The sequence below is a fragment of the Paenirhodobacter populi genome, assembly GCF_004022215.1.
Lineage (GTDB): Bacteria > Pseudomonadota > Alphaproteobacteria > Rhodobacterales > Rhodobacteraceae > Rhodobacter > Rhodobacter populi.
In genome coordinates this window covers 1-17,734 of the sequence record NZ_SAUZ01000046.1, presented here as the reverse complement: position 1 = coordinate 17,734, position 17,734 = coordinate 1, and the positions used below count along the sequence as shown (strand labels likewise).

Below are 17,734 nucleotides of genomic sequence, written 5' to 3'. Positions count from 1 at the left end.
GGTCGTCGTGATCTTGGCGGCAGTGATGGTCTCTGTCGTCGGCATGGCAATGATCTCCATAGAGAAAGTGGGCGTCTCGACTCTTCCAGAGCCAGAGGCGCAAGTCTCCTCCTCATGGGATCTTGACGTAGGAGGGCGGGATCAGCCGCACTTCATGGCCGAGCTTCACCAGTTCGCGTGCCCAGTAATGCGCCCCGGCACAGGCCTCCATGCCGATCAAGCAGGGGGACAGGCGCGAAAAGAACAGAAGTAGTTGCGACCGACGAACCTGGCGCCGGATCACAATCACCCCCGTGGCATCGATCGCGTGAACCTGGAATACGTTCTTGGCCAGATCCAAACCTATTGTGGTAATCTCTTTCATGGATGGCTCCCTTCATGGGTTCATATGACAGCACCCAATGTGGCACATTGCGATGCCGGGAGCGGGAGCCATCCACTCCATCAGTGGCGCGTCACCGGCTCGATGTCGCCCTTGTCGCTTGAGGTGAATTCTACCGCACAGATGTCCCCGGTGGCTGTGTCCATCGCCAGATGGACCTTGCGGTATTGGCGCCGACGATGCGTGCCGTGTTTGCGTGCCAACCATTCATTCGATGGGCTTACGCGGCTGCACTGCAGCCACGGTCCCATCTCATTCACCCAGGAACTTGATCCCTGTGCTGTCCACCAGCAGGTTCAGCGGACCTGGCGCACGGCGCTGCGTGATCTGCACCGCTATGGTCTTTTGCCTGCGGCTCAGCGTCGAGAAGTCCGGAACAGGCCAGTCGAGCTTGGCCATTGACAGGATGCTCGCCACCATCCCTGTCGTTTGCCGTAGTGGCAGCCCGAACAGGACCTTCACCATCAGGCAGAACTGAATCGCGGCATCGCTGAGCACGGGTGGTCGACCATTGCGACCAGCCTTGGGCGCCAGCCACACCATGTCTTTGTCGAGCCAGATCAGCAGAGACCCTCGTCGCCGCAACGCTTCATTGTAGGATTTCCAGTTCGTTGTGCGGTAGCGGGCAGGATCAGGCCGGGTCATGACAGGTCATTAAACCCATGGATTCGCCATGGGAATCCTGCTCTCCAAGAACTTCTGCAACAACGCCCCGTGAAGCTGGAAAACAGTTTTGGCCAGATCGACGCCGACTATCATATCATGCATCTTGCCGTCCTTTCCGTTCTGTGGAGGTCTTTGCCTCTCACGCTGGCACATTGCGAGGCCGGTTGGGGAGGGCGGCAACCATCCCATCTGGGTTTCAGGCGGTGGCGTCTCGGTAGGTCGTTCCTGTTCTCATCATCGCGTTGAGCACGGTCAGGAGTTTGCGTGCGCAAGCGACGATGCCGAGCTTCCTCGCCTTTCCGGCTGCTAGGAGGTGCGCTTTGAAGGCCCGGAACCGCGGGTCAAACCTACTGGCCGTGACCGCTGCTAGATAGAGCGTGCGCCTGATCGTGCCGCGTCCACCCCATATGCTGCGTTTGCCTCGGCATAGTTCGTCGGCTTATGCCAACCGTGTCACACTGGATTTCTCCGGACCGGGGCAAACCACCGACAACGGCTTCAACGAAGCTTTCAACAGAAAGCTGCGAGCAGAATGCCTGAACGCCCACTGGTTCATGGATCTTGCGGATGCGCGCGAAAAGTTGGAGGCTTGGCGCAGAGACTACAACGAGGTCCGGCCTCACAGCGCGATCGGTTACAACGTGCCGATCGACCTGCATATTCCCGGTGGTGCAACCAGCCCGCCCCCGTGATCAGAGCCGCGAAACTCCAGATCGCGGCGGTCCAAACCCGGGGAGCAGAGCAAGAGCCGCGAAACTCCAGATCGCGGCGGTCCAAACCCGGGGAGCAGAGCAAGAGCCGCACAACTCCAGCTCGGGGCGATCCAAACAACGGAAGCAGAGCAAAAAACAAAGGTCTGGCCTCATCCGGATGAACATTGGGTATCGCAACAACCTTAATGTGGCTTTCTGGCGACACAAGATGCCCCCGCTATATTATTAGACAGAAAGTGTCAGGTATTGGGATTGACCTGTGGCATCACGAATGTTTGAAGGAATTATCCTTCGCGAGCCATTTTCTGCCAGCACTTTCCCCTCATCAGGAGCCGACAAATGCCCCTAAGTTCTCGCCTTGCAACTAGCACGGCCCTTTCCCTTTTGATGTCTGTCGGAATTTTCACCGGTGTGGCCGTCGCGCAGGAAGCGTCCGTCGGCGACGAAACCACGCTTGATACGATTGTCATTTCGGCCGAGCAACAGACCAAGCAGTCGCTTGGCGTGTCGGTAATCAGCGCAGAAAATCTGGAAACCACGCCGGTGGTGAACGACATTTCGGAAATCGTGCGCAAGATGCCGGGCGTCAACCTGACCGGCAATACCACGACCGGCCAGCGCGGCAATCAGCGCCAGATCGACATTCGGGGCATGGGGCCGGAAAATACCCTGATCCTGATCGACGGTAAACCAGTCAATTCGCGCAATGCGGTGCGCATGGGCCGCATGGGCGAACGCGACACGCGCGGCGATTCCCAATGGGTTGCGCCGGAGCTGATCGAGCGGATCGAAGTGATCCGTGGTCCGGCGGCGGCACGGTATGGTTCGGGTGCTGCGGGTGGCGTGGTCAACATCATCACCAAGCGTCCCGAAACGGCGATGGGGCAGGTCGCATTGCGCTACAATGCGCCGCAGCATAGCGACGAAGGTGAAACCCGGCGTGTGAACCTGATGTATGCGCTGCCGCTGACGCAGAACCTGCACGCGCGGTTCAATGCGAACTGGAACAAGACCGATCCCGACGCGATCGACATCAACAAGAAGGCGACGCTGGAAGAAGGCGGGACCGAGGCCACCGTGCCGGCAGGGCGTGAAGGTGTCGAGAATAAGGACTTCGATGCCTTGCTCACGTGGGAGCCTGTCGACGGTCAGTCGATCGACTTCGAATTCGCATTCAGCCGCCAGGGCAACCGCTATGCGGGCGATACACAGAACTCAAACCTCATTACCGAAGATCGAATTCAGAACCTTTATGGCAAAGAAACCAACAAGATGTATCGCCAGACCTTTGGCGTGACGCATCGTGGTGACTATGCTTTTGGGGAATCCTTCAGCTACCTGCAGTTCGAGCGCACCCGTAACACCCGCATGCCGGAAGGCACCGCCGGCGGCCCCGAGGGGTCGATCACGCAGGATTCCTATGACAACAGCGTCTTCAAGACGATCAAGCTCGACAATCTCTCGGGCAAGACGGAATGGACGATGCCCGGCAATATTGGCGGTAAACATCTCTCGCTGACCCTCGGCGCGGACTTCCGCTACGAAAAGATGGACGATGCCGTTTCCAACACGCAGAGCATTCCCGGCATTATCCCGGGCACCACGACCGACCCGGATAGCCGCGACTCGACGACGGATCAGACGCTGCTTGGCCTTTATGCCGAAAGCAACATCGTCTGGAACGATGCGCTGACCCTGACGCCAGCACTGCGGCTCGACCATGCCGATACCTTCGGCGACAACATCTCGCCAAGCCTGAACGCCACCTATCAATTGAACGACAACTGGCAGATGAAGGCCGGTATCGCCCGTGCCTTCAAGGCTCCGAACTTGTATCAATTGAACCCCAACTATGTTTATACGTCGATGGGGAACGGTTGCACCAACGAGTATGACAGCGCGACGCAGGCCAGGCAGTGCTTTATCATCGGCAACGCGGATCTGAAGCCCGAAACCTCGGTCAATACCGAGATTGGTGTCGCTTATGACAGTCTGAACGGCACCAACGCCACTTTCACCGCCTTCCACAACAACTTCCGCAACTACATCATGGGCGGGCTGACCGAAGTGGGCACGTTCGTCAACCCCTCGACCGGGTTGGAACACCGCTATTATAAGTGGGAAAATGTGCCGCGGGCCAAGATCTCGGGCCTTGAGGCCAGCTTCTCGCAAGAACTGCGCGAGGATCTGCGCTTCGCGGTCAACGCGACCTACATGATCCAGTCGAAGAACGAAACGACGGGTGATCCGCTGTCGCTGATCCCGAAATACACGATCAATGCTTCGGTCGACTGGATGGTGACCGAACAGTTCACCGTGACGCCATCAGCCAGTTTCTATGGCAAGACCAAGGCGCGCACGACGAACTGGAGTAACCCGGAACGCGACCCCACCGGTACCGATCTGGAGCCGCGCGACCCCTATGCCATCGCGAACATCAATCTGAAGTATGACTTCGCAAACGGGGCGACCCTGATCGGCGGTGTCACCAACCTGTTCGACGAACGGCTGGAGCGCACCGGCAACGGTGCCAACACCTACAACGAACCGGGCCGTGCCTTCTACATCGGTATAACCAAGACCTTCTGAGGATGTGAAATCAGGTATGCCCGAAATCGGGCATACCATACGGGCTCTCTATATGACTGATTATCGTCTGAGTAACCAAATCGGAGTTTATCGCGGAGAACTCCACCGGGAACTGAACCCTACGTGGCTATGTGCGGTGCTTGCATCGCAAGGGCTTCTTCCACCACGTTCCCGTGGCGCAAGATACCTGGATATTGGTTGCGGCACCGGGATAGATGTCATCGCGCTGGCCTGTGCCAACCCGGACATGCATTTTACGGGGGTCGATCCGGATCCGCAGCATATCGGACGGGCGCTGGAGCTGGCGGGCCGCCTTTCCTTGCCGAATGTTTCCTTTATTCAGGGAGGGTTCGATGATCCTCGCATAGGGAAGAACTACGATTATGTCGTAGCCCATGGATTGTATGCTTGGCTGTCGGAGCAGAAACGGATGGAGTTTCGTCAGATGTTCGCCGGGGCCATCGATCCAGGCGGCATAGGGGTGCTGCATTACTTGGTCGAGCCGGGCGCACATCTGTGGCGCACACTGCGCGCAATTCTGTCAGGACTTGTAGAACACCTCTCTGTCCGCGATGCTTTGGCGGAAATGGCTCGTATGGCAGAAGATAAGTGGGGTGTCTTTGCCAGCTTGCCCGGTGTTCGCGGGATAATCGAGACGATCAGCGGCTGGCCGGAAGAGGTGTTGCAGCATGATTTGCTGAATAGTCACTATATCGCCGAACCTTCCCCGGTTCTGATGGCGAATCTGGCAAGACTGGGTCTTACATTTGCTGCAAGCGCCGATCCTTTAGCCAATCACGACGTCTTTTCGTTACCCGGTGGGCTCCCGCACCCTGCACCCCAATCTCGCGCCCATCGTGCAGGTTTGAGTGATATTGCGACGGGCCGGTTGAGCCGCATCGATATTTTTGCTCCGAATGTTCAGCGGATTCCGGCGCCGCAACTTCCTGTCATGTTGGATGGATTGTCTTTTGCCTTGATGCCCGGTCGCCTGCAGGTCGCAGGTTTTTACGTGCCCACTGCCTTCGGACAGATCGAACCAGCTCCCGCAATGGCTGATGCTGTTCTGAAACAATTGCGACAACGCCCCACGACGGTGCGAATGTTAGTTGAAATGCCGATGTTTTCCGGAAACCTTCCCGAGTTGTTTACGCTCTTATCTGGAATGATGGCGGTTGGGCTGGTGCATCCCCTGCGGGGAATACGCCAAGACCCGGTCTTTGCGGCACGGTTTAATGCACTTGCCATGCAGCAGATGCTTGATGCGGTCATACCCGGCCCCGTCAGCGTCTTTACCGGAGGCGTGATATCGGTCGGAAGTGATATGTCCCCCGCGCGAAGTGGCGAAATCGCTTCGCTAATAGAAATGGATCGGGCTGGTTTCTTCAGTCCGATACGTTATCTGCCTTATTACGACCCGTCTGTGGCATAGTGTATCATCTGGTCAACCTTGGCCATAAGGTCGCCCGGTGCCTCTGACTGGCGTTGATGATCAACGCCCTCTGACCGTCGCAGGTAATATTCTGCCTTCCCTCTCGGCGGTTGAAAATTCTGATTAGTTTTGTCAGAATATCATATCCGTCTTGCAGGGAGGGGACATGTGAAGATCAGCCGGGAATTCCTGCCGCGAATGGAATCCCGAACGCGCGGCCTGCGTCCGATTGTTCCGCTGTCCTATCGGCGTTTCGCCGGAGCGATCGCGGATGTCTGGCGCGTCCATGGCGGGCGGGGCGGCGGCGGCTTCTATATCGCGCCAGATCCGCGGGTGGTGATCTTCCTGGACGAATCCCCGCCGCCGATGGCCTTGCGCACATCCGAAACCGCGACCGAGCATCGGGGCGTGCAGGGGCTTTACATCCCCGCGGGCGTGCCGCTGTGGAGCCGGATGGAGACCGCGCGCGAGATGATGCATCTCGACTTCCACCTTGAGGCAGGGGCGTTGCAGCAGCGGCTTGCGCATTCGGGGGTCCATGCCGACCTTACCCGGCCGCGGATGATCGGTCCGGGGGCCGATCTGGTCGCGCTCGGTCGGATCGCCGCGGCCGAGGTCTGCACCCCGCGCCGGGGCGAGATGATGCTCGACGGCCTCTTGCGCGCGGCGCTGGCCGAATTCTTCGACACCGTGCCGCAGAGGGAACCCATGGCGCAGGGGGGCCTTTCGCCCTACCAGTTCGGCCAGATCGAGCGGCACCTGCGCGCGAACCTGCACCGGCGGGTGGGTGTCGCGGAACTGGCCGAGGTGGCTGGCCTCTCGGGCAGCTGGTTCGCCCATTGCTTCCGCCGGGATCGCAACGAAACCCCGCAACGCTGGCAGGCCCGGATCCGGCTGGAGGCCGCGCGCGAGATGATCGAGACCTCCACCCTGCCGATGGCCGAGATCGCCCATGCCACCGGCTTCGCCGATCAGGCGCATCTGTCGCGGCAGTTCCGGGCGATGTATGGCATCCCGCCCTCGGTCTGGCGGCGGCGCGGAATCCAGCCGGTTTGAACAAATTGCAACAGTCCCGTTCAAGACAGGCCGATATTCATGACCTAAACAGTCGGAAATATTCCCTGAAACTATGGCACCGGATCATGATGAAACCTCGCTCCCTGCTTCTGGGCACCAGCCTCTTCGCGGTCCTTGCGACCGGCGCCATCGCGCAGGAGGCCGACCCCGCGCGGGAGACCTTCCTTGGAACGATCACAATCACCGGGACGGAAAATCCGAAGGCGCCGACTACCGGCTTTGTCGCGCGTTCTTCCGCCACGACCAAGACCGGCACCCCGATCTTCGAAGCGCCCTATGCAATTTCCGTCGTCACCCGCGATCAGATGGATGCGCAGGGGGCGCGCAACCTGTCCGAGGCCTTCGGCTATTCCGCCGGTATCGTAACCGAGAACTACGGGGCCGATCCGCGCTTCGACAGCCTTTACCTGCGCGGCTTCAATCTGGAGAACGACAAGTTTCTGGACGGACTGCGGCTGATGCGCTCGACCCAGTATCCAACCAGCGCGCCGGCTTTCGAGCTTTATGGCCTCGAACGGGTCGAGGTGCTGCGCGGCCCGGCGTCGCTGCTCTACGGGTCGGGAACTCCGGCGGGTCTTGTCAACATGATCCAGAAGCGCGCGCAGGCGGACGGCGATTTCACCGAGCTCGGGATCGAGGCGGATTCGAACGATTCGTTCTCGGCCTTCGGCGATGCCAACCGCGTGGTCGATGACCGTTTCGCCTACCGGATCACCGCCAAGGCGGGCAATACCAAGACCGATGTCGATGAAATCGACAACAAGCGCGCCTACCTGGGCCTTTCGGCCAGCTACCTGCTGACGGATTCGACCGAGCTTGAATTCATGGCGAGCCATCACGACGACGAACCGATCACGCCGACGGGCGTGCCGTCGAGCCTTGTCGGTCAGGTCGATGGCCGAGATCTGCGCGACTTCTACTTTGGCGACAGATCGATCGACGACAGCGACCGCAAGATGACGACGCTCAGCTTCGGCCTGACGCATGACTTCGGCAATGGCTGGAAGCTGAACAACACCTTCCGCTATACCAAGTTCGACTGGACCTATCACAGCATGTATCTCGACGCGGCGTCGGGGACACTGATTGACCGGGGGATCATCACGCAGCGGGAGAAGTTCGAAAGCTGGGGCACCGATCTGCGCCTGTCGGGCGGGGCCACGACCGGTGCGGTCAACCATGCGCTGACCTTCGGGCTTGATGCGCAGAAGTTCAAGGAAAGCGCCTATACCGGCTTTTCGACGGCGGACGCGATCGACTATGCCAACCCCTCGCGCGGGGGACTGGGCATCGGCGATCCGTGGTACACCGCCGACAAGGATGTGGATGCTTCGCAGGTCGGCCTTTATGCGCTGGACGAGATGTCGATGGGCAACTGGCGCGCGACTGTCGGCCTGCGCCATGAATGGACCGATCAGTCGGGCGGCAACGTCACCAATTACGGCACCACAGATTATGCGCGGGACGACCGGCAGGCCACGGGGCACGCCAGCCTCGGCTATCTCTGGGAAGGCGGGCTGTTCAGCTATCTGTCCTACGGGACGTCCTACCTGCCGCAGCCGGGCTTCGACATCGACGGCAAGGTGCTGAAGCCGACCCATGGCAAGCAGTGGGAACTGGGCCTGAAATACGAACCCACGGCCTTCGACGGGCTGTTCACCGCCGCGCTCTATGACCTGCGCGAAACCGACCGCAACACATCGGTCGAGAAGGAGGTCGATGGCGGCACGATCACCGGCACCCGCCAGATCGGCGAGGCGCGGGTGCGGGGGCTGGAGCTCGAAGGCACGGCCGGGATCGGCGAGGGCTGGTCGCTGAAGGGCGCCTATACCTGGACGATCACGAACATCACCGGGGATGACGACGGCAACGAGCTGGCGAATACCCCGCGCCATGCCGCAAGCCTGTGGCTGCAGCAAAGCTTCACGCAAGGCACGCTCGACGGGCTGACGCTGGGGGGCGGATTGCGCCATATCGGCGAACGCTGGAGCTCCGACGCGAATACCGAAAAGCTCGACAGCGTGACGCTGCTGGACCTTGGCGCGAGCTATGAATTCAGCGAAGGCGTGATAGGGCGGCTCAACATCAACAACGTGACGGATGAGCTTTACATCTCCGCCGTCGGGCTGAATTCAAGCTACTATGGCGATGGACGGACCGTGACCGCGAGCCTGAGCTACAAATGGTGACAGACGGGCGACGCGGCCCGACCCGTCGCGCCCTTCTCGCCGCGGCGCTTGCCGTGGCGGGCGGGGCGCGTCCGGCTGCTGCCGCGACGCCGCGCATCGCCGCGATCGACTGGGCCATGGCGGAAACCGCCATGGCGCTTGGCCAGCCGCCCGTGGCGATCGCGGAACTCGTCTCCTTCCGTCTCAGCGCGCCGCAGCCGCCCGCGCCGGGGACCGTGGATCTGGGCCTGCGCGGCACCCCGAACCTCGAGGCGCTGAGCCTGACCGCGCCCGATGTGATCCTGTCCTCGGAATATTACAGCTTCGTCGAGCCGCAGTTGCGCCGCATCGCCCCGGTGTTCAGCCGAAATCTCTATACCCCCGGCGAGGCGCCCTTTCCCGGGCTGATGGATCTGATCCCGGATCTTGCCGCCGTGCTTGGATCCGGCGCGGGGGAGCAGGTTCGCCGCGATGTCGGGGTCGCGTTCGCGGCACTTGCCGTGCGGGTCGCGGGGGTGGCCGATCGCGACTGCCTGCTGATGGAGATGGGGGACGCCCGCCATATCCGCGTCTTCGGCGACGACAGCCTGTTCGACGGCGCGCTGCGTGCGATGGGGCTGCGCAACGCCTGGTCCGCGCGCACGCGGTTTGCCTTTGCCGCGCCGGTGCCGCTTGAACGGCTTGCGGATTTCCCGCAGGCGCGGTTCGTCGTCATTGGCGATGTACCGCCGCAGGCCGAACGCGCCCTGCGCACCGGCGCGCTGTGGAACAGCCTGCCGCCGGTGCGCGCGGGTCGGATACACCGCCTGCCCGAGATCAACGGTTTTGGCGGCATCCCCTCGGCCCTGCGCTTCGGGCGCGACCTTGCCGACGCGCTGGAGAGCGCCGCATGACGCGCCTGCTGCTGCCTCTTGCGGCGGGCCTTGCGGCTGTGCTTTGGCTGGCGGCGGCGCTGGCCGTGCTGCCGCCCGGGGCATGGCCAGCGCGGCCGTGGCGCGCCGAAACGATGGAGGTTCCGCAGATCCTGCTGGCCTATGGCTTGATGCCGCGCGGCGTGGTGGCGCTGCTGGCGGGGGCGCTGCTTGGCCTTGCGGGCGGGCTGATGCAGGCGGTGCTGCGCAATCCGCTGGCCGATCCGACCACGCTCGGCACCGCTTCGGGCGCACAGCTCGCGGTCGTGGCGGCGACGATCCTTGCGCCGGGGTGGCTGGTCGCGGGAAGCTTGCCGGTTGCGCTGGCCGGGGCGGGGGCGGCGACCGCGCTGGTGATGGCGCTTGGGGCGCGGCGGGATTTCGCGCCGGTGACGGTGACGATCGCCGGGATGCTGGTCGGGCTGATGGCTTCGGCCATCGCCACGGCGCTGACCCTGTCGCAGGGGCATTACCTGCTGTCGCTGGTGATGTGGAACGGCGGCGCGCTGACGCAGCAGGACTGGACCGGGGTGTGGCGGCTGGGGGCCGTGCTGCTGCCCGGGCTGGTGCTTGCGGCGCTGCTCGCGCGGCCGCTGATGGTGATGTCGCTTGGATCCGGGGCCGCGCGCGGGCTTGGCCTGCGGCTGGTGCCGCTGCGCTTCGGGGTGCTGGTGCTGGCGGTGTTCCTGTCCGCCATGGTCTCGGCCGAGGTCGGTCTGGTCGGGTTCGTGGGCCTTGCCGCCCCCGCCATCGTGCAGGGGCTGGGGGCGAGGACGCTGCGCCGGCGGCTGATGCTTGCCGCCGTGGCAGGGGCGGTGGTGCTGTCTCTCGCCGATGGGGTGCTGCTTGCGCTTGCGGCGCTTGGCGGGCCGGATCTGCCGACCGGGGCGCTGACCGGGCTGATCGGCGGGCCGCTGCTGATCTGGCTCCTGCCGCGGATGCGGAGCCGGGTGCCCACGACGGCCGAGGAAGGGGACCGGCATGCCCCCCGCGCGCCTCATCCCGGGCGGATCCTGTGGGGGCTTGCGGCGCTGACCGTCGCCCTCGCCCTGCTGACGCTGATCGGCGGGCGCGGCCCGGAGGGCTGGGGCTTCATCGCGCCCGCGCTGCGTGAGACATTCCTGCCGCTGCGGGCGACGGCGATCCTTGCCGCCGCCTCGGCGGGGGCGCTGCTGGCGGGGTCGGGGGCGATCCTGCAACGGCTGACCGCCAATCCGATGGCCGCGCCCGAGGTGCTGGGCGTCACCGGGGGCGCGTCGCTCGGCTATGCCGCGACGGTCTTCCTGATCGAGGCGCCGGGAACGCCCGCGCTCGCCTTCGGCACGGCGGCCGGGGGCGCGCTGGCGCTTGCCGCGCTTTCCGTTCACGCGTTGCGGCGGGACATGGCGCCCGCGCGGATCCTGCTTGCCGGGCTCGCGATCGGCGCCTTCGCCGGGGCGGTGCTGACGGCGATCATGGCCTCGGGTGACCGGCGGTCCTGGGTGATCCTTGGCTGGCTCGCCGGCAGCGCGGGACGCGTGACGCCGGAAGGCGCGCTGGCATTGGCGGCTCTGGCGCTCGGGCTGCTCGGCGCGCTGCTCGCCGCCGCGCGATGGCTGGAGATCCTGCCGCTCGGCACCGAGGTTTCGCGCGCCCTTGGCCTCCGCCTCTCCCGCATCCGGCCGGGTCTGGTCCTGCTGGCCGGGCTGGCGACGGGCGTGGCGACGATGCTGGTCGGGCCGGTCAGCTTCGTCGGCCTGATGGCGCCGCATCTGGCGCGCAGTCTCGGCCTCGTCCGGGCCGCGCCCTTTGTCATCGCAAGCTGGCTGATCGGCGCGCTTCTGATGGTGATCGCGGCCTTTGGCGCGCGCACCGCGGGCTATCCATACGACCTGCCGCTCGGGCTCTTCGCCACGCTGATCGGCACGCCCTGGCTGTTCGTCCTGCTGCTGAAAAGGAGCCGCTCATGACCCTGTTTTCCCTGCGCGGCGTCTGCCGGGATGTGCCGGGGCGGAGGCTGGTCGACGGGCTCGACCTCGACATTCCCGAAGGCGTGGTCACCGCGCTGATCGGGCGCAACGGCTCGGGCAAGTCGACGGTGCTGAAGATGCTGGCGGGCCAGCACGCGCCCTCGGCCGGCAGCATCGGCTATGCCGGGCAGGATCTGTCGCGCTGGACGCCGCGGGCGCTGGCCCGTCACCTCGCCTATCTGCCGCAGGTGACGCCCGCCTCGGAAGGGATGCGGCTTGAGGAACTGGTCGCCCTCGGCCGCTATCCATGGCGCGGGGCGCTTGGCCGGTTCCGCGAGGAGGATACCGCCGCCGTGGAAGAGGCCATCACCCGATGCGGCCTCGCCCGCCTGAAGGGGCGGATCGTCGACACCATGTCGGGCGGAGAGCGGCAGCGCGCCTGGATCGCGGTCATGCTGGCGCAGGGCGCGCGCACGCTCTTGCTGGACGAGCCGATCTCGGCCCTCGACATCGCTCATCAGGTGGAGGTTCTGGCGCTGCTGCGGACGATGTGCCGCGAGGGTGGAATGTCCGTGGTCGTGGTCCTGCATGACGTGAACATGGTCGCGCGGTATTGCGATCATGTCGTGGCGCTTGGTGCCGGGCGTCTGGTGTTCGAGGGGCCGGTATCCGCGCTGATGACCGCCGACACGTTGCAGCGGATCTACGGCCTGCCGATGACGGTTTCCGTGCAGGAAAACCAGGTTTTCGCCCTGCCCGGATCCTGACTTCTCCGAGAGGCGGGCGGCAGACGTTTCAGATCAGATGGCGCGGGATCGTTTCGAACCAGTCCCGACGGGTCACTTCGGTTGTTCCATCATAGGCAATCAACCGCCCCGTCAGATGAAAATGACCAGCATCCGAGGTCATCCCGGTCACCGTCTCCACCCGCGTGCGCCAGCCTTCGCGGCCCATTTCATAGCTTTGGGTCAGAACGTAGCGCGCGGAAAGGGGATCTTCCGGTCGGATCGTCCGCTCGCGGCGCAGGTCATGCGCCAGTTCGGTGCCAATCTTGTCGAAGCGCACCACGCCTTCGCCGAACAGGCCGCCGCGCCCCTCGGTCACATAGGTCGCGACGCCGGTCAGATGGTCGAACGAAGATTGCCGCCGCATCATCCCCGGATCGGTCTGTGTCATCGGCGCGCGCGGGCCATGTGCGGGCTGAGCAAAGCGGACCTCGGTTTGGGTGCGCGCGGGTCCCGCACCGGCAGGGCCAGATGCGGGCCCGCGGGCCGGATCTTGACTGTGGCGGCGGCTGGCGCGGGTCAGATCGCAGGCCAGTAGGCCGTGCCGATCAAGACACGGATCCGGTGCCCCGGCAGGAACCGATGACCGCAAGCCGAAAGCGTGATCTTCACCCGGTAGGTCCTGCCCGGTTCCAGAGGTGTCGGATTTTCATGGCTGTCGCGGTGGGTCAGGTTCAGCACCTGATAGGATACCCGCAGCACCTCGCCCGAGGGCAGCACGTCACATAGCCGCACCCTCAGTTGCGCGACCGGCACATCGGAGGCGAGCTGCAGCAACAATTCGGGAGCGCCCAGAACCTCGACCGTCTTCGCCAGCACCGGGGTAGTGAAGTTCAGCGATCCGCCGTCATCCAGCCGTTGATCCGTCGGCATCTCACCCGCGCAGCCGGTGCCCATCCATTCGCCCGCCGCGCGACCGTGATCCTGCGGCGAACGGACGGGCAGGGGAGCGTCCTCGGGGTCCGGTTCGCCGGACAGCGCGCCGGTCGCGTGCAGATGCAGGACCTTTGTGCCGATCGCGGAGGTGGGCCAGCGGCCCTCGCCGACCCAGTGGCCGAGCTGAACATCGCGCGTGCCGGTGGGTGCCACCGGATCGTTGATGAAGGCGCGGAGCTGCGGTTCATCCATGATGCCGCTGTCGACGCCCTTCAGCCAGTAATCCCACCAACGCGCCGCCTCCTGCAGAAAGCCGATGGCCGGTCCGGGTATGCCGTCATGCGGATAGACATGCCCCCAGGGACCGATGATCCCGCGCGAGGGAACCTGAAGCTTTTCAAGCAGCCGCGGCACCGAATTGGTGTAGCTGTCGGCCCAGCCCCCGACCACCATCACCGGGCACTGGATCGCGGACCAGTCCTCCTGCACCGAGTCATGCTTCCAGTAGGCGTCATAGCTCTGATGCGCGGTCCAGAGCGCCGGGAAGAACGGCATCGTCGCGATCCGGTCGAGCCAGCGCGCGCGCCAGCCTTCGCCCGCGATCTCAGGATCGAGCGGGCGCGACTGGTAGGCGAGCATGATCGATCCCCACCACAGGTTGTCGTTCAGCAGGCAGCCGCCCATGAAATGGATGTCGTCGCGGAACCGGTCATCGGTGGAATAGCAGGTCAGGATCGCCTTGAGGGCGGCGGGGCGGCGGGCGGCGACCTGCAGGCAGTTGAAACCCGACCAGCTCTTGCCCATCATGCCGACATTTCCCGAACACCAGTCCTGCGCCGCGATCCAGTCGATCACTTCCAGCGCGTCGTCCTGTTCCAGCTTCAGGTATTCATCCGCCAGATGGCCATCTGACTCGCCGGTGCCGCGGATGTCGACGCGCACGGCCGCATAACCGTTCTGCGCGAAATAGCCGTGCATCGGCTCGTCGCGGCCGCGGGTGCCGTCCCGCTTGCGGTAGGGGATATATTCCAGAACCGCCGGGACGGGGCGGGAACGCGTGCCCTCGGGCAGCCAGATCCGCGCCGCGAGGCGGGTGCCGTCGCGCAGGGTGATCCATGTATTTTCAATGACTTCCAGATCCATTTTGCCCTCCGCAGGCATGTCAGGGGCAGAGGGCGCCGGGCGCCCCCCGCAATCGGTGATGTTGGCGGGCTCAGCGGGCGGTCATGACCTCGTCCAGCCAGTCGGTGCGCAGTTGCGGCACGGCGTCGATCAGGCGTCGGGTGTAGGGGTCGGCAGGGGCGGCGAACAGCGCGGCGGTGTCTCCGGTTTCGACCACGCGGCCCTTTTGCATCACCATCACCCGATCCGCGAGGCGCTGCACTACCGACAGGTCATGGGTGATGAACAGGTAGGTCATCCCCAGTTCGTCCTGCAACCGGCGCAGCAGCCGCAGGATTTCCTCCGCGACCAGCGGATCGAGCGCCGATGTCACCTCGTCGCAGATCATCAGATCGGGTTCGGCGGCCAGCGCCCGGGCGATGCAGACGCGCTGCTTCTGCCCGCCCGACAGGGCCGAGGGCAGCCGCGCCGCGAAATCGGCGGGCAGTCCGATCTGGTGCAGAAGCCGGTCGGTTTCCGCGGAGAGGGTCCTGCCGCGCAACCCGCGGAACAGCGCGAGCGGCAGGCCGATCGCCTCGCCCACGATCTGGCGCGGGTTCAGCGCGACATCGGGCAGTTGATAGACGAGTTGGATCCGTCGCAACTGACCGGCATCACGGGCACGGAACCCGGGCGGCAGCGTCGACGAAATTACGCCACGCCCGTGGACGCTACCGTTTGTCCTTCCTTCCCGGCGAAGCCTTTCAATTCGACTGGAGCGAGGACTATGCCGTCCTGGGTGGGGAGCGAACGAAGCTGCAAGTTGCGCATATCAAGCTGTCGCACAGCCGGGCATTCCCCGTGCGGGCGTATCTGCTTCAGATCCGCGAGATGCTGTTCGATGCCCACTGGCACGGCCTCCGCGTTCTGGGCGGTGTGTCGGAACGTAGCATCTATGATAACACGAAGACAGCAGTGGATCGGCTTGGGCGCGGCAAGGAGCGCCAGATCAACCACCTCGTCGAATAGAGAGTACTTGCGGAATAAGGGTTGGATCGAAAATTACTTACCTCACTTTCCGCCAAATTTGATCAAGGGGGGGGAATTGGGTAGCTCGACGCGAGGCGAGATTCCGTCAGATTTTCCCAGTCCAACGGGCGTTGTTGCAGAAGTTCCTTGGCCGTGGGATTCACACGAGGAATCCATGGGGTTAATGGTCTGAGATGACGAGACCTGACCCTACCCGCTATCGGACGACGAACTGGAAGAGTTACAACGAGGCCCTGAAGCGGCGCGGTTCCCTGCTGATCTGGTTGGACAAGGACATGACGTGGTTTGCGCCGAAAGTCGGAGCCAAAGGCCGACCGCCGGTGTTCAGCGATGCAGCTGTCCAGTTTTGTTTGATGGTGAAGGTTCTGTTCGGGCTACCACTTCGTCAAACGACCGGGATGGTGGCAAGCATCTTGTCGATGGCCGGTCTCGACTGGCCGGTGCCGGACTTTTCTACCGTGAGCCGCCGACAGAAGCGGATCACGGTGCAGATATCGAACCGCCGTGCGTCCGGCCCGCTGAACCTGCTTGTGGACAGCACAGGGATCAAGTTCCTCGGGGATGGGGAGTGGCTTGCGCGGAAGCACGGCACGCAGCGCCGACGCCAGTATCGCAAGGTTCATCTGGCGATGGACACGGCCACCGGCGACATCCGTGCCGTGGAATTCACCTCGAGCGACAAGGGCGACATCGAGCCGGTGAGCGCCACCGGTTCGAGCGAACCGGCGAGGGTTCTGCCCCATCTGCTGGACCAGATCCCTGTTGACGAACAGATCGGCACCGTGACCGGCGATGGCGCTTTTGACACAAGGCGATGCCATAGCGCGATCCTCGAGCGCGGCGGCACAGCGATCATACCCATCCGCAAGAACGGGCGGCGATGGCGCGAGAACTGTCCCGCCGCTAAGGCCCGCAACGAGATCCTCAAGGCCACACAACGCCTGGGAAGGGCAGCCTGGAAACGCTGGTCAGGATATCACGTCCGAAGCCGGATCGAGGCCAGGATGAGGTGTCTCAAGTCGTTCGGGGAACGCATTGCATCACGCGACCCCGACCGCCAGACAGCCGAAGTCCACATCCGCGTTGCACTCATGAACCGTTTCAATGCACTCGGCACTGCCGAGATCGAACGCGTGGCCTGAACCCAACGGGAAAGGGGAAAGTCAGGCCATCGAATGACTTCTGCAACAATGCCCCTCCGATCACAAGAACGTCGGCGTCATATTCGATCGTATTAGCAGGCTCGGAACCATGCAGCGGCGTAACCATTGGGCATCTCCAAAACTTGGTCTGGCTAGACGAGAGGTCTGTCCATAATATCCACCGAAGATCTCGATTATTATTTCTCATTTAAGACCGCGTGAGAGCGCAAAGCTGTTCCGTAAGACGGCGGACAACAGTTTTCTTCGCCACGGTCTGTGATCGCGCAAGACGTGGACGAATCGGTTCACTCACCATTTCGGCGCCTCAAAACGGCGCGCGGGTTCCGAGACGGTTTGCGGATCGAGCCGGCGTTGTTGCAGAACTCCCTTTCCAGCTGGATTCCCACGGCGAATCCATGCTGTTAGGCTTCCGTCATGAGTAAGCCTGATCCTTCCTGCTACCGCACGACGAACTGGAAATCCTATAATGATGCGTTGCGGCGAAGAGGGTCTCTGCTGATCTGGCTGGACAAAGACATGGCATGGTTCTCGCCGAAGGGCGGTCGTAATGGTCGACCGCCGGTCTTCAGCGGTGAGGAGGATCAGAAAACAGTCCGGGGGACCGTTTGCCCGACGAACGCGATCCAGTTCTGCCTGATGGTGAAGGTCCTGTTCGGGCTGCCGCTGCGGCAAACGACAGAGTTGGTGGCGAGCATCCTGTCAATGGCAGGCCTCGACTGGCCCGTTCCCGACTTTTCTACCTTGAGCCTCCTGTCTTTGCAGAATCCGCTATGAAGGATGGTGCGGGCGGCATACCGCGAGCCTCCGGGGCCATCGACGAAGCCCGTTTGCCGGCAAGGGAGCCGCCCGTTTCTTCGCATTCATCCTGAACA

The 17,734-nt window shown here is 63.4% G+C and carries 11 protein-coding genes and 5 pseudogenes; 11 read left to right on the top strand and 5 right to left on the bottom strand.

From position 1 onward, the window contains the following. Window positions 1-121 precede the first annotated feature (121 nt). Together D2T30_RS22000 and D2T30_RS21995 are read right to left on the bottom strand one after the other, a co-directional pair. Window positions 122-364: pseudogene (locus D2T30_RS22000) on the bottom strand (IS110 family transposase); the annotation flags it as partial. Between the two features lie 104 nt (window positions 365-468). Further along, window positions 469-1,027, bottom strand: a pseudogene (locus D2T30_RS21995) (IS5 family transposase); the annotation flags it as partial. Between the two features lie 458 nt (window positions 1,028-1,485). Here D2T30_RS21995 and D2T30_RS21985 point away from each other — a divergent pair. From D2T30_RS21985 to D2T30_RS21950, 8 genes and pseudogenes are all read left to right on the top strand, one after another. Then, window positions 1,486-1,740: pseudogene (locus D2T30_RS21985) on the top strand (integrase core domain-containing protein); the annotation flags it as partial. A 360-nt stretch (window positions 1,741-2,100) separates the two neighbouring features. Beyond that, on the top strand, window positions 2,101-4,350 hold the full coding sequence (locus tag D2T30_RS21980) for a FepA family TonB-dependent siderophore receptor (protein ID WP_128210543.1): 2,250 nt from the start codon (window positions 2,101-2,103) through the stop codon (window positions 4,348-4,350). A 52-nt stretch (window positions 4,351-4,402) separates the two neighbouring features. Then, window positions 4,403-5,782, top strand: coding sequence for a class I SAM-dependent methyltransferase (locus tag D2T30_RS21975; RefSeq protein WP_164884402.1), 1,380 nt, complete (start codon window positions 4,403-4,405; stop codon window positions 5,780-5,782). A gap of 168 nt (window positions 5,783-5,950) precedes the next feature. Continuing rightward, the gene (locus tag D2T30_RS21970) at window positions 5,951-6,838 is read left to right on the top strand and encodes a helix-turn-helix domain-containing protein (protein ID WP_241651373.1); all 888 of its coding nucleotides are present in this window, start codon (window positions 5,951-5,953) and stop codon (window positions 6,836-6,838) included. 86 nt (window positions 6,839-6,924) lie between these two features. After that, window positions 6,925-9,048 carry a TonB-dependent siderophore receptor gene (locus D2T30_RS21965; RefSeq protein WP_128210541.1) on the top strand — a complete coding sequence of 708 codons (2,124 nt, stop codon included), beginning with the start codon at window positions 6,925-6,927 and terminating at the stop codon, window positions 9,046-9,048. Then, a complete protein-coding gene (locus D2T30_RS21960; protein ID WP_128186417.1) occupies window positions 9,042-9,920 on the top strand; it encodes an ABC transporter substrate-binding protein in 879 nt (292 codons plus the stop codon). The genes D2T30_RS21965 and D2T30_RS21960 overlap by 7 nt, the downstream gene beginning before the upstream one ends. Next, window positions 9,917-11,887 carry a Fe(3+)-hydroxamate ABC transporter permease FhuB gene (gene fhuB / locus D2T30_RS21955; RefSeq protein ID WP_128210540.1) on the top strand — a complete coding sequence of 657 codons (1,971 nt, stop codon included), beginning with the start codon at window positions 9,917-9,919 and terminating at the stop codon, window positions 11,885-11,887. Before D2T30_RS21960 ends, fhuB begins: the two co-directional genes overlap by 4 nt. Next, the gene (locus tag D2T30_RS21950; protein ID WP_128210539.1) at window positions 11,884-12,654 is read left to right on the top strand and encodes an ABC transporter ATP-binding protein; all 771 of its coding nucleotides are present in this window, start codon (window positions 11,884-11,886) and stop codon (window positions 12,652-12,654) included. Before fhuB ends, D2T30_RS21950 begins: the two co-directional genes overlap by 4 nt. Before the next feature lie 28 nt (window positions 12,655-12,682). Here D2T30_RS21950 and D2T30_RS23825 read toward each other — a convergent pair whose 3' ends face one another. The 3 genes from D2T30_RS23825 to D2T30_RS21940 form a co-directional block, all read right to left on the bottom strand. Then, window positions 12,683-13,063: a hypothetical protein gene (locus D2T30_RS23825; protein WP_241560760.1), complete on the bottom strand. Its 381-nt coding sequence runs from the start codon at window positions 13,061-13,063 to the stop codon at window positions 12,683-12,685. A 128-nt stretch (window positions 13,064-13,191) separates the two neighbouring features. Then, window positions 13,192-14,691, bottom strand: coding sequence for a CocE/NonD family hydrolase (locus D2T30_RS21945; RefSeq protein ID WP_241651372.1), 1,500 nt, complete (start codon window positions 14,689-14,691; stop codon window positions 13,192-13,194). 70 nt (window positions 14,692-14,761) lie between these two features. Further along, window positions 14,762-15,313, bottom strand: coding sequence for an ATP-binding cassette domain-containing protein (locus tag D2T30_RS21940; protein ID WP_241651371.1), 552 nt, complete (start codon window positions 15,311-15,313; stop codon window positions 14,762-14,764). Between the two features lie 74 nt (window positions 15,314-15,387). Here D2T30_RS21940 and D2T30_RS21935 point away from each other — a divergent pair. The 3 genes and pseudogenes from D2T30_RS21935 to D2T30_RS21925 form a co-directional block, all read left to right on the top strand. Then, window positions 15,388-15,663: pseudogene (locus D2T30_RS21935) on the top strand (IS21 family transposase); the annotation flags it as partial. A gap of 209 nt (window positions 15,664-15,872) precedes the next feature. Continuing rightward, entirely contained in the window at window positions 15,873-16,841 is a 969-nt protein-coding gene (locus D2T30_RS21930; RefSeq protein WP_128210538.1) for an IS5 family transposase, read from the top strand. Window positions 16,842-17,276: 435 nt separating this feature from the next. Further along, window positions 17,277-17,606 (top strand): annotated as a pseudogene (locus D2T30_RS21925) (transposase); the annotation flags it as partial. Between the last annotated feature and the right edge of the window lie 128 nt (window positions 17,607-17,734).

Bases quoted from the DNA above. Each gene is read 5' to 3' on its own strand.
- D2T30_RS21980 (WP_128210543.1), top strand. From the start codon at position 2,101: ATGCCCCTAAGTTCTCGCCTTGCAACTAGCACGGCCCTTTCCCTTTTG.
- D2T30_RS21975 (WP_164884402.1), top strand. From the start codon at position 4,403: ATGACTGATTATCGTCTGAGTAACCAAATCGGAGTTTATCGCGGAGAA.
- D2T30_RS21965 (WP_128210541.1), top strand. From the start codon at position 6,925: ATGATGAAACCTCGCTCCCTGCTTCTGGGCACCAGCCTCTTCGCGGTC.
- D2T30_RS21960 (WP_128186417.1), top strand. From the start codon at position 9,042: ATGGTGACAGACGGGCGACGCGGCCCGACCCGTCGCGCCCTTCTCGCC.
- fhuB (WP_128210540.1), top strand. From the start codon at position 9,917: ATGACGCGCCTGCTGCTGCCTCTTGCGGCGGGCCTTGCGGCTGTGCTT.
- D2T30_RS21950 (WP_128210539.1), top strand. From the start codon at position 11,884: ATGACCCTGTTTTCCCTGCGCGGCGTCTGCCGGGATGTGCCGGGGCGG.
- D2T30_RS23825 (WP_241560760.1), bottom strand. From the start codon at position 13,063: ATGACACAGACCGATCCGGGGATGATGCGGCGGCAATCTTCGTTCGAC.
- D2T30_RS21945 (WP_241651372.1), bottom strand. From the start codon at position 14,691: ATGGATCTGGAAGTCATTGAAAATACATGGATCACCCTGCGCGACGGC.
- D2T30_RS21930 (WP_128210538.1), top strand. From the start codon at position 15,873: ATGACGAGACCTGACCCTACCCGCTATCGGACGACGAACTGGAAGAGT.